This window comes from Lysinibacillus agricola (assembly GCF_016638705.1).
GTDB classification, from domain to species: Bacteria; Bacillota; Bacilli; order Bacillales_A; family Planococcaceae; genus Lysinibacillus; species Lysinibacillus agricola.
This window is the reverse complement of sequence record NZ_CP067341.1, coordinates 1,018,692-1,030,702: the sequence shown is the minus strand read 5'-3', so window position 1 is coordinate 1,030,702 and position 12,011 is coordinate 1,018,692. Positions and strand designations below refer to the sequence as shown.

Genomic DNA, 12,011 nt, shown 5'->3' with positions numbered 1-12,011 from the left:
AAAAATATATAAAAAAAGAAAGAGGAATAGATACGACTATTCCTCATCAATGATGCCTCGGCATAATTACGTCCGGATTCGACTTTGTGCTTAGGCCTGCAGATGTTTTTTGTGCGAAAGCGAAGCGGCAGCAACAGGGTTTTGTCTGTGCGAAAGCAAAGCGGCAGCAACAGGGTTTTGTCTGTGCGAAAGCAAAGCGGCAGCAACAGGGTTTTGTCTGTGCGAAAGCGCAGTGCTAACGTAGCGGCAGCAACAGGGTTTTGTCTGTGCGAAAGCGAAGCGGCAGCAACAACAGGATGCAGGTCAGTTAGCCGTTATCGCATGGATGCGATGATTTTAGGCTAACATCCTTTAAGAACTCCTTTCCGATTCCGTGACATCCGCCGGAGGCATTAACTAATTTCAGCGCATGTTTACTGAAATTAGTTAATGCTTATTGAGCTTCTTGATTTTTATGACGAACACCTACTAGATACCCTACTAGTGCGATAGCCACTAACACAACCCAGAAAGTTAACTCCCATGCAGTAGAATGTGGAAACTCTACAGGTAAAATGCCCACTTTCTCATGTGACAAAGTTAACACAACAAGCTTCACTCCTACCCAACCTACAATTAAAAACGCAGCGGTTTCAAGTGAGGGGTAGTCATTTAATATTTTTACAAACCATTGTGCCGCAAATCGCATCATAATGACTCCGATAAACCCTCCAAGTAACATGACACTAAATTGCCCACCATTAATGCCACCAATATCAAAGTCCCCTAACTTCGGTAAAGTTACAGCAATGGCAACTGCAGCAAGCATAGAATCGATAGCAAATGCAATATCCGCGGCCTCCACCTTAAGCACTGTCATCCAAAAACCAGTGCCCTTTTTCTTAGCTTTATCGTTCGCCACTTCTTCCGAATCCTCTTTATGACGCAAATCATATATATTTTTGGCAGACATGAATAATAAATAAGCTGCTCCCAATGCTTGAATTTGCCAATAATTCACTAATATTGTAATGACAAAGAGTGCCGAGAATCGGAAAATTAACGCGCCAAATAATCCATAAAATAATGCCTTTTTTTGTTGCTCTTGTGGTAAATGCCTCACCATCACAGCCATCACAACCGCATTATCTGCTGCTAATAACCCTTCTAATACTATAAGTACAATAAGTACCCAACCATATTGTAATAAAATTGATTCCATTCAAGTGCCTCCTCTAAAGCTCTGTATACCCAAAATAGTCATTACTATACGAGTACAAAAGAAAAAGACCCTGCCCCTATTAAAAGGCAAAGGTCTCGCTAAGCAAATAAATACCTGACTTTTATATCAGTACCGTTCTATTACTAGTAGATCAATTATGCCTCGGCTAATTGCGTCTGGAGGCTAACTTCTTTCAGCAGATGTTTTTTGTAGCGAAAGCGAAGCGTCAGCTACAGATGTTTTTTGTAGCGAAAGCGAAGCGTCAGCTACAGATGTTTTTTGTAGCGAAAGCGAAGCGTCAGCTACAGATGTTTGCTGAAAGAAGTTAAATACCGCTAGCATAGAGTTATTCGCCTATCACACCCGATGGTAAAAACCATGTCATGACGAATGTGAATCCAGATACATCGCTCGTATCTGTTAGCTACTCCCCTTTGACAAAACGTCGAAGGTTTTTCTTCTGAAAACTTATTATAGCACTATCATATATGAGTGGCAAAATTATCTACCCCTACTATTAACCCTCAATAACTTCTGTCTGATGTCTACCGCTAATTGAATAGTGACAACTTGTTTGTTTGCTAGATGGGCCATAAACGCACGATTGCTCCAACTCTCAATCAGTGTACTATTTACCTTATCTGAATTTGATAGCTTTTATCTTCTTTATGTGCTAAATAAAAATCAATCATTCTAGGCATAGTCTGTATAAAATCGGGGCATGTAATACCACCCTTTTTCAAAATAGCAACTGCTTCTGATGTATCGAACTTAGCATTCCAAGTTAAGTAGTCTAAAGATTCTTGCTCAACACCTAGACTTTTTCGGATAAGTGGCACTTGTAAAGATATTCTAGCCAGTGTTAACGGTAATCGTCCCTTAGGATAATGGCTAGTTAATAATTTTACCATCGTACGGTACACTTCCTGCACAGGATGCGGATTTGGGTCCGTTAGATGCAACGTTTTCCCTTCAGCACATTTTTCATCAACTAGATAAGTCGAGGCGTTTATAATATAATCCACGGGTACCACATTTATTATTGATTTCGATTGACCGATATACGGAATAAAAGGAAGACATTTTAATTTATCCACCATATTTAAAAAGAAATAAGGCCCATCGAATTTAATTGTCTCCCCTGATTCAGAATGACCACGCACTATGCCTGGTCGAATAATTGTCAGTGGTATCTCTGATTTTAAATCCTCTACTCGATGTTCAGCTTCAAATTTTGTTTCCTCATAATAGTTTTTAAATGCAGGCGGGCGAATTAGTTCGTTTTCACACAAAACACCTTCACGTATACCTGCCACATACGCCGTACTAAAGTACATATAGCGTCTTAAGTTCGGAAGTGTTCGAACAAAATCATTGACCATAGTCGTACCATGCACATTTACCTTCCACGCTATATCGCGTGGTACTGCTAAATCATAAATTGCAGCTAAATGCCAGAGCACCTCAATTTGAGGTACAATTTCCTGTATAGCTTGGTTTTCTATGCCAAGATTCGGTAATGTAATATCTCCCTCTACAATACGAATAGAAGCGTTAGGAAACTCCGTTAATATATTAGCTCTTTCTATATTTGCTTTTACTAATTCACCAGCTAAAACAATAGCGATTACTTCCTGTGATTGATTTTTTCGAAATAGCTCTCGTATTAATTGACTTGAAATAAACCCAGGAAAACCTGTAAAAAAATGAACCCCCATCTCTCATCCCCCCTAAACTTAGCGCATCTTCCTAGTTTCTTTATCCATTAAGCTATAAACAATCGGTACAATATATAATGTCAGCAAAGTTGATGTCACAAGTCCTCCGATTACTGCAATTCCCATCGGTTGATTCATCTCTGTTCCCTCGCCAATGCCAAGAGCAAGTGGCAACAATCCTAAAATTGTTGTTAGTGCAGTCATTAAAATTGGTCGAAGTCGATCCTGTGTAGCAAGTAAAATCGCATCATACGTCAACATTCCTTTGGCTTTTTGCTGATTAATGTAATCTACAAGTACAATTCCGTTATTTACGACAATCCCAACGAGTACTAATATTCCTATAACAGATGTCACACTAACTAGCGTGTTCGTAGCAAACATCGCAATGGCAACGCCAATAATCATTAATGGTACTGTGAACATGATGACGAATGGATATTTGAATGATTCAAACTGTGCAGCCATCACGATATACACAAGCACTATTGCTAGTGCAACCGCTAAAAGCATATCATTGATCGCACTATCATAAAGCTCTCGATCTCCACTAAAGACAACTTGAGTTTCGGATGGTAAATCAGCTTTTTTCAATGCTCGGTCCACTTTAGCTGACACCCCTCCTAATGATTCCTTCGTTTCATACTCGACAAAAAATGCAACAGCAGCCGCCTGATCAGAACGTCTAATCGATACTGGTCCTTCCTTTATAGAAACAGTGGCAATGTCCTCTAATTTTACAAATAAACCAGCAGGTGAACGAAGTTGCATCGATTTTAATGACTCGATACTATCATTAAATACTTGTCCAAAGCCTGTATAGACAGGCAATACGGCACCATCCTCTGCAATTATTTGAGTAGTTAGCTGTCCCTTTGTCATTTGATTGACCGTTTGAGCAATTTGTGCAGGTACAAATCCGTAGTCTTTTGCCTTTTCTCGGTCTACTTCGACTTGTATTTCTTTTACAGTGATATCTAAATCCGTAGATACCTTTGTGACGGCATTTACTTTTGATAGCTCCTGCTGCACTTTATCAACAGAGCTATGAAGTCTTTGTTCATCAGAGTCTGTTAACCTAAACGTTAATGTATTTGGTGAAGAACCTGTTGACGTTGAGACATTGAAGGTGATTTCAACTTGCTCACCAAGTTCGGCATGCAAATCTCGCTCAACCTCTTCCACAAATTCGAAAATCGAACGGTTCCTATCTGCTAAAGGGACAAGTTTTACATATAGCTCTGCTTGGTTTGCACTTGTTTGTCCTCGTGCTTGTGACTGCTGTGTACCACCGATTAAGCTAACATATACGTCAACATCTTTCTCCTGTTTTAAGCGTTCTTCAATTTTCGCAACAACTTTTTCTGTTTCTGATACTGCTACCCCTTTTTCAAGATTCACACTAATGGATGCAAATCCTTCATCGGTTGGCGGTAAAAACTCTGTGCCAATTTTCATAAGCCCAAATAACGCAAGTCCAAAACAGACAACTGTTGAGATCAATACAAGCATGCGGTGACGCAGTACCCAAATAATTGATGATTTGTAGCTCTTGTAAAAAGATGATTCGTTACGTTTTTCATAAATATTTGTAGATTTCATTTTTAACAGACGACTTGCAAGCATTGGGACAACTGTTAGCGCAACGACTAAAGAAGCAATTAAGCTAAAAGAAATAGTTAATGCAAATTCTGTGAAAATTTGTCCTATTAATCCTTCAATAAACATCACAGGAATGAATACCGCAATTGTTGTGAGAGTGGAAGCAGAAATTGCAAGCGCCACTTCCTTTGTCCCTTCCTTAGCCGCTACTATCGGGTCCTTGCCGAGTCCTAAATGTCGTTCAATATTTTCAATAACAACGATAGCATTATCAACAAGCATACCGATGCCAAGTGCTAACGCTCCCAATGTCATAATATTGAGCGAGAAATTTGCAAAAAACATTAAAACAAATGTAACAATAACCGAATAAGGAATTGCAATTCCAATAATAATAGGGCTTTTCACACTTCGTAGAAAGACAAAAAGTACGAACATTGCAAATAATCCACCTAAAAGTAAAGAAGATCCGATATTGTTAATCGCTAAATCTACATAGTTTCCTTGATCCACTAGCACATCCGCAACGATTCCTTGATATTCCTTCTTCGTTAATAAATCATTTAAAGCTTCTTTAAAAGCTTTTGAGACCTCTGCCGTATTAGCGCCTGATTCCTGTAATACAGACATTAAAACTGCAGGATGCTCATTTGCTCGTGTTGTAGTTATAGATTTTTGCTCCGCGCGCTCAACAGTCGCTACTTCTCCAACTGTTAATGCTTTACCATCTATTGGATTTACCGAAATGATTAAATCAGCAATGCTTTCTGGCGAATTTAATGTGCTAAGAATACGAGTAGTTAACATCTTCCCATCGGCTGTTAACACTGGTTCACCTGGAAGAGATACATTGTTCGATTGAATAATTTGAATAACATCTGCTTGGGTTAATCCTTTTTCAATTAACTTCGATTCATCTAAAGTTAGTTGAACTTCTTCTACCAGCTTACCGGAAACATTTACACTTGCGACACCTGCTGTTCGACGAAGCTCTTTTTCCAAGGCTTCCGCCAATAATCGCACATCTACATTATCATTCTCCGCACGTAGCGAAAGCTGTATGATAGGAAATTGTGATGGATCAAATTTTAAAAAGCTAGGCTTCTCAGCATCATTCGGTAAAGGGGTCATATCGATACGTTGTAAAATATCGAGCTGAACATCTTCAATATTGGTTGCCCAATTAAACTCGAGAATAATTAAATTGGATCCTTCTTGGGAGGTAGACTGTAGTTTTTTAATCCCTGGTAAGGTGGCAAGCGTTGTTTCTAAAGGCTTCGTTATTTTCTCATTAATCTCTGTTGGACTTGCACCAGGATAAGAAGTAACAACAACGCCTATTGGTGGACGTAACTCTGGTATGAGCGTAATAGGTATTTTTAATAAAGATACGCCACCTAAAATAATGACTAATAGCATCGTAACGATTGTAAAAACAGGCCTTTTAATAGAAAAATTACTAATATTCATTTTGTACAGACTCCTTTTCTATCTCTTCCTTTCTATGATAGCCGAAAAGGAGAATATTTTATAAATTTGGGCATCACCATAACGTGTGGATGATTTCCGTTCCGGCTGGGCGCTTTCCTGGGGGGCGTCCGATGATCCCCAAGGAGTCGCCTAGTCTCCACTCCAATCAACATATTTATGGCATACGTTTTAACAAATGTTATTTTCATCCTTTTAGGAGATGAGCTCCTTAGAAGCTGTTCATCAGGCTTATATTTCCTAATACTGTATATATTCTACATATAGCTCCAAATTTCCTTGTAAAAAAACACGAATCGCAACATGTCGATTCGTGTTTTTTATTATAAGAGACTATACAGTTCAATGTTTTTCTTTTTATCAGCAAACCAACGCATGGCAAATTCATTTTCAAATAGGAAAACAAAATTATCAAAACGGTCTTTTACAAGCATTGAACGACCTGAAGACATCGATTCTTTAACCTCTTCTTCATTTTCAATCCATCTTGCAATTTTCGAACCAATTGGCTCCATCTTCACTTCAACATTATATTCGTTTTTCATACGATGCTCAAAAACCTCAAATTGTAATTGACCAACTGCTCCCAGAATAACTTCTTCTGTATGCAACGTTTTATAATATTGAATGGCGCCTTCTTGTACTAATTGTAAAATCCCTTTATGGAATTGCTTAGATTTCATGACATTTTTCGCAGTTACACGGACAAATAGCTCCGGTGTGAACTGTGGCAATTTTTCAAATTGGAATGTCTTTTTACCACCTACGACTGTGTCACCAATTTGATAAGTGCCTGTGTCGTATAAACCGATAATATCGCCTGCAACAGCTTCATCTACTGTTTCACGATCATCAGCTAAGAATTGTGTTGATTGTGTCACTTTGAATGATTTACCTGTACGAGATAAAGTCATGTTCATGCCACGCTCAAATTTACCCGATACGATACGCACAAAGGCAATACGGTCACGGTGTGCAGGATTCATGTTTGCCTGAATTTTGAAAATGAAGCCTGAAAACGCCTCATGCTCAACTGGATCAATAAATTGTTCATCCTCAGTAATTCGAGGCTGTGGTGTCGGTGCAAATTGTAAATATGTTTCAAGGAATGTTTGCACACCAAAGTTTGTTAAAGCAGAACCAAAGAAAACAGGTGTTAATGCACCACGACGAATTTTTTCTTCAGAATACTCATTACCCGCTTCGTTGAGCAACATTATGTCGTCCATTGCTTGTGAATAATAAGAAGTCACCTTCATCGGATGCTCGATTGCCAGTTCTCCATTATCATCAATTGGCAAGAAGCGCTCTTTTTCATCAGAACGGAATTGCTCAATACGCTTATTATATCGATCGTAAATACCTAGAAACTCTTTACCCATACCGATTGGCCAGTTCATTGGGTAAGCATTAATGCCAAGTACCTCCTCAAGCTCTTCAATCAGTTCAAGTGGCTCCTTCCCTTGACGGTCTAGTTTATTGATAAACGTAAAAATCGGAATACCACGCATTTTACAAACTTTGAACAGTTTTAAAGTTTGTGCTTCAATACCTTTTGCAGCATCTACAACCATGACAGCACTATCCACTGCCATTAATGTACGATACGTATCCTCCGAGAAATCTTGGTGACCTGGTGTATCTAAAATATTGACACGTGAGCCATTATAATCAAATTGCATAACTGAAGAAGTTACCGAAATCCCACGTTGCTTTTCAATCTCCATCCAGTCAGATGTTGCAAACTTACCTGTTTTTTTCCCTTTTACCGTACCGGCATCACGAATCGCACCACCAAATAGTAAAAGCTTTTCTGTAATCGTCGTTTTCCCAGCATCAGGGTGACTGATAATGGCAAAAGTTCGACGCGATAATATATCTTTTTCTAAATTTGAACTCATCTCGTCATTCTCCTTTTTTCATACTTACTAATAATAAAAGAAGACTCACCTTTCTTACAACCTTTTTACATGAATTCCCCAAAAAAGAGGTTCTAGATTGAATATTTTGGGTGAAGCACAATGTGTAGCTTATCCAAAACATTCCGGTCTCTTCTCCCTTTCCACCGACTGACTGTCAGGCCTCCTCGGTTTGAGAACGGGGTCTTGGCTAGCCCATTTTTTAGGCAGGAGTGTCAGGGCATTTACCTCCAATTGGAACCCAAAAAGAAAACCCCTTAGTACTAACTAAAAGGTTCTCTAAATATCGTGAACTTATCACATCATTGCATGGCGTTTACACTATCAAGTACGCTCTAACATCCTAATTGGAGATTATAGACTATACAAATTTTAAATGGCCAGCTTCTATTGCAATTTCTGCATCACTATGAGGATATTTTGTATTCTCAATAATTTGATAATCTTCATGCCCTTTACCAGCAAAAATAATTATATCCCCTGGTTCAGCAACTTCAATCGCATGACGTACTGCCTCGGCACGATCTCCTATACATGCATAATTTTCATGTAGCATCCCTTTGGCAAGATCACCTGTTATACTACCGTAATCTTCATAGCGTGGATCATCTGTCGTTAAAATAACGTAATCAGCAGCTGAAGCCTTTTCAGCCATTGCTGGACGTTTCGATTTATCGCGATTGCCACCTGTGCCAACTAGGAAAATAAGCTTGCCTTTTTTATATGGTTGAGCTGAAGAAATTGCCTTTTCAATTGCGTCAGGTGTATGTGCATAATCAACAAAAATTTGCACCGGTAAATCTGAGCAAACCTTTTCCATGCGTCCCTTTACTGGTGGTAGTTGCTCAATTTGCTCAATGATTGTTTCCATTGAATAACCGCGGCCATAAAAAGCGACCATAGCAGCCAGTACATTGTAAATATTGAATTCCCCAAGTAAATTCATTGTCACATGATATATTCCCTCTTGCATTTCGACGTCAAAAGAAGTCATGTAATCATGATACTCACAGTTAATAGCACGGAAATCAGCTGCTTCATTATTTAAACCATATGTCCATACTGGAAATGGTGTCATCGCTGCATAGCGCTCTGACCAAGCATCATCAGCATTTAACACGACAAATTTATTCTTTTCTAAATCTTGTCCAAGTTGAGAGAATAATAAGCCCTTCGCATGGCCATATTCCTCCATCGTACCATGGAAATCAAGATGATCATGTGTAAGATTTGTAAAAATAGCCACATCATATTCTACACCAGCCAGGCGTCCAAGTGCTAAACCGTGTGAAGATACCTCCATAGTCATTAATCGGCAGCCTTCCATTTTTGCACGGAAAATCATTTGTTGCGTCGATAATGCATCGCTCGTAGTATTTGCAGATTCATATAAAATACCATTTAAATTAAAGCCGATTGTTCCTGATAGTGCAGATTTCTCGCCCATACCATGCATTATATTTTGAATAATACCTGTTACTGATGTTTTTCCATTTGTTCCTGTTACGCCAATCATTGCCATATCCTTTGATGGATAATCAAAAAATTTTGCAGCTAGCAAGCCAACTGCTCGATCCGTATCTTTCACAACGACCTGTGCAATAGATTCACCTAATGGTAATTCACGTTCAGCCACAACAATTGTCGCGCCAGCATCAACAGCTTTCTGTGCATAGTCATGACCATCTACTGTGTAACCTTTTATACAAACAAACATACTATTCGGTTGCACACTTCGCGAATCAACTACAATATCACTTACTTGGTCAGGTAGTACTCCAATTATTTTTTTCAAAGGTAATGCACTTAACAATTCCTCTGCATACATTTCATAGTCCTCCAATCGATCTCTACACTCATTTCATCATTTGTTGTTTTTTCGACAAAAAATGATAATATGAATACCCCCACATTCTATTGAATTTATTTTACTACTTATTCGCACATAAAGAAAATGCCTCTTAAGACGTTTTTTCGATGAAAACGCTATCATTTTAATATATCTTTAATATTTCAATGAAATTTGACTCATCACCATAACATGGGGTCGATTTTCGTTCCAACTGTTAGCGTCCGATGAGCCACTTCGCTTGCGCTCTTGGGTCTCATTTCTCATCTGTGACGCTGTTCCTCAATCAACTTATATACATGGCATCCGTTTTAACAAATGTCATCTCCAACTTTTATGTCGAAAACCCAAAATTCACCTGACTTATCAAAAATCGGCATTTATCGACAACTTGGAGAGCTTGTTTAAAAAGAGTGAGGTGTCTAAGATCTTTAGTGATCCGACACCTCTGTTTACTATTTCATAATAGTTCGTACAAGCTTAACTTTTTGTTTATACGGAGGAAAGAGAACATTTGTCTCTAACTTCGAGGATTTTTTTAATATAGATTTTGGGTGGGTAAAGTTTTCAAAACTTGCCTTCCCGTGGTATGCTTTTGCCCCTGATGGTCCAACACCGCCAAATGGTAAATGTAAATTTCCAACATGGGTAATCGTATCATTAATACATCCGCCACCAAATGGTAATTCCTCTAAAAAGTACTGAGTAGCTTTTTCATGCTCTGAGAAAAAATACGCCGCTAATGGCTTTGGTAACTGACGAATTTGGTGAATGGCAAGCGGTAAATCATCATACATCATCACAGGTAAAATCGGACCAAATAGTTCATCCTGCATCGAAGGACTTGACCATTTCACATACTCAATAATCGTAGGCTCAATATATAAATCGTCACGATCTGTTCTACCACCAAATGTAATGGCATCACGTTCTGCTGCAATAATTTGCTGTAAACGATCAAATTGTCTTAGATTGACGATACGGCCGTAGTCAGGGCTTTTTATTGCATTTTTACCATAGAAGGAACGAATAGTTTCTTTCAATATTTTCATAAATCGGTCATAGACATTTTTCTGGACAAGGACATAATCTGGTGCCACACAAGTTTGTCCAGTATTTGTAAATTTACCCCAAGCAATTCTTTTCGCTGCTACTTCTAAATTAGCTGTTTGATCAACAATTGCGGGACTTTTCCCGCCAAGTTCGAGGGCAATTGGTGTTAATCGTTCCGCTGCTGCCTTTGCAACAACTTTTCCGACTGCCACACTCCCTGTAAAAAATATATAGTCAAAGGATGCATGAATAAGTGCCGTCACTTCTTCCTTTTCCCCCTCGACAACTCGCACATAGGAAGGATTAAACGTTTCTTCAATTATTTTTTTTACAATCACTGCTGTATGCACAGACGTTTCTGATGGTTTTACAATAGCTGTATTACCACCTACAATTGCACCGATTAATGGCTCCATTACAAGCTGGAATGGATAATTAAATGGACCAATGATTAATGTCACTCCATATGGCTCTCGAACAATAAAGCTTTTCCCCATCTGGTATTGAATTGGCGTTTTTACAGCTTCTGGCTTCATCCATTCTTCAACATGCTTTACCATATGAGAAATACTATCTAAAACAATACCCATTTCTGTTGCATATGCCTCAAACTCACTCTTTCGTAAATCTAAATGTAGAGCATTCAAAATTTCTTTTTCATATTTTAAAATTGATTTCTTCAGTTTTATTAATTGCTCTTTTCGAAATTTTGTACTCTTCGTCGCTCGAGAAAAATAAAATTGACGTTGCTCTGTAATCATATTTTCTACATCTTGTGTCGTAAAATTCATAATAAAAGCACCCTTTTTTTAAAAATGGCATACATAGTTTTTTCATTTCGAAACAAACTATCTTTGTCTATACGATACAACATTGACAACCAAAATTCCTCTTTCTTAAATGGGGAGATGTGTAAAGAATAAGTTAGAACTGTAGACGGTTTTGTGATTTCGGGAAATTTACAACTACATATTGAAAATTTGAAACGGGGGCGTAGATGAATGACAACAACAACAGGAACTTGGTGGGAGTCTATTTTTTCTGGACCATTAGCGCACGGTGTTTGTGAAGAAAAATTATTGCTATTGCAAGATGAGGCTTTCTTATATCTCTCTACAACACCGATTGAGAAAAAAGAAGAACCTGAAGTTAATTAATAATAGCGCGTTATAGGAGGTTAC

10 protein-coding genes are annotated in these 12,011 nt (G+C 38.4%); 4 read left to right on the top strand and 6 right to left on the bottom strand.

What is annotated here, in order from left to right:
- Positions 1–109 precede the first annotated feature (109 nt).
- On the top strand, positions 110–244 hold the full coding sequence (locus tag FJQ98_RS27150) for a hypothetical protein (RefSeq protein ID WP_277815941.1): 135 nt from the start codon (positions 110–112) through the stop codon (positions 242–244).
- A complete protein-coding gene (locus FJQ98_RS27145; protein ID WP_281399257.1) occupies positions 220–345 on the top strand; it encodes a hypothetical protein in 126 nt (41 codons plus the stop codon). Before FJQ98_RS27150 ends, FJQ98_RS27145 begins: the two co-directional genes overlap by 25 nt.
- Positions 346–433: 88 nt before the next feature.
- Here FJQ98_RS27145 and FJQ98_RS04845 read toward each other — a convergent pair whose 3' ends face one another.
- Positions 434–1,201, bottom strand: a complete 768-nt coding sequence (locus FJQ98_RS04845; protein ID WP_053594771.1) for a TerC family protein — start codon at positions 1,199–1,201, stop codon at positions 434–436.
- Between the two features lie 200 nt (positions 1,202–1,401).
- Between FJQ98_RS04845 and FJQ98_RS27140 the strand changes: the two genes are divergently transcribed.
- Positions 1,402–1,530, top strand: coding sequence for a hypothetical protein (locus FJQ98_RS27140; protein ID WP_277815942.1), 129 nt, complete (start codon positions 1,402–1,404; stop codon positions 1,528–1,530).
- 303 nt (positions 1,531–1,833) lie between these two features.
- Here FJQ98_RS27140 and FJQ98_RS04840 read toward each other — a convergent pair whose 3' ends face one another.
- From FJQ98_RS04840 to FJQ98_RS04820, 5 genes are all read right to left on the bottom strand, one after another.
- Positions 1,834–2,919, bottom strand: a complete 1,086-nt coding sequence (locus FJQ98_RS04840; RefSeq protein ID WP_053594772.1) for an SDR family oxidoreductase — start codon at positions 2,917–2,919, stop codon at positions 1,834–1,836.
- Positions 2,920–2,937: 18 nt separating this feature from the next.
- Complete coding sequence (locus FJQ98_RS04835) at positions 2,938–5,991, bottom strand: efflux RND transporter permease subunit (RefSeq protein ID WP_053594773.1); 3,054 nt, start codon at positions 5,989–5,991, stop codon at positions 2,938–2,940.
- A gap of 341 nt (positions 5,992–6,332) precedes the next feature.
- Positions 6,333–7,910 carry a peptide chain release factor 3 gene (locus FJQ98_RS04830; protein ID WP_201406637.1) on the bottom strand — a complete coding sequence of 526 codons (1,578 nt, stop codon included), beginning with the start codon at positions 7,908–7,910 and terminating at the stop codon, positions 6,333–6,335.
- A 379-nt stretch (positions 7,911–8,289) separates the two neighbouring features.
- The gene (locus tag FJQ98_RS04825; protein WP_053594775.1) at positions 8,290–9,756 is read right to left on the bottom strand and encodes a UDP-N-acetylmuramoyl-L-alanyl-D-glutamate--2,6-diaminopimelate ligase; all 1,467 of its coding nucleotides are present in this window, start codon (positions 9,754–9,756) and stop codon (positions 8,290–8,292) included.
- 476 nt (positions 9,757–10,232) lie between these two features.
- The gene (locus FJQ98_RS04820; protein ID WP_053594776.1) at positions 10,233–11,621 is read right to left on the bottom strand and encodes an aldehyde dehydrogenase; all 1,389 of its coding nucleotides are present in this window, start codon (positions 11,619–11,621) and stop codon (positions 10,233–10,235) included.
- A 210-nt stretch (positions 11,622–11,831) separates the two neighbouring features.
- Between FJQ98_RS04820 and FJQ98_RS04815 the strand changes: the two genes are divergently transcribed.
- Positions 11,832–11,987 (top strand): hypothetical protein, encoded by a 156-nt coding sequence (locus FJQ98_RS04815; RefSeq protein WP_198926879.1) that lies wholly within the window; start codon positions 11,832–11,834, stop codon positions 11,985–11,987.
- Positions 11,988–12,011 lie beyond the last annotated feature (24 nt).

What these genes read in the sequence shown, in the direction of transcription:
- FJQ98_RS04845 (WP_053594771.1), bottom strand. Translation starts at nt 1,201, where the DNA reads ATGGAATCAATTTTATTACAATATGGTTGGGTACTTATTGTACTTATA.
- FJQ98_RS27140 (WP_277815942.1), top strand. Translation starts at nt 1,402, where the DNA reads ATGTTTTTTGTAGCGAAAGCGAAGCGTCAGCTACAGATGTTTTTTGTA.
- FJQ98_RS04840 (WP_053594772.1), bottom strand. Translation starts at nt 2,919, where the DNA reads ATGGGGGTTCATTTTTTTACAGGTTTTCCTGGGTTTATTTCAAGTCAA.
- FJQ98_RS04835 (WP_053594773.1), bottom strand. Translation starts at nt 5,991, where the DNA reads ATGAATATTAGTAATTTTTCTATTAAAAGGCCTGTTTTTACAATCGTT.
- FJQ98_RS04830 (WP_201406637.1), bottom strand. Translation starts at nt 7,910, where the DNA reads ATGAGTTCAAATTTAGAAAAAGATATATTATCGCGTCGAACTTTTGCC.
- FJQ98_RS04825 (WP_053594775.1), bottom strand. Translation starts at nt 9,756, where the DNA reads ATGTATGCAGAGGAATTGTTAAGTGCATTACCTTTGAAAAAAATAATT.
- FJQ98_RS04820 (WP_053594776.1), bottom strand. Translation starts at nt 11,621, where the DNA reads ATGAATTTTACGACACAAGATGTAGAAAATATGATTACAGAGCAACGT.
- FJQ98_RS04815 (WP_198926879.1), top strand. Translation starts at nt 11,832, where the DNA reads ATGACAACAACAACAGGAACTTGGTGGGAGTCTATTTTTTCTGGACCA.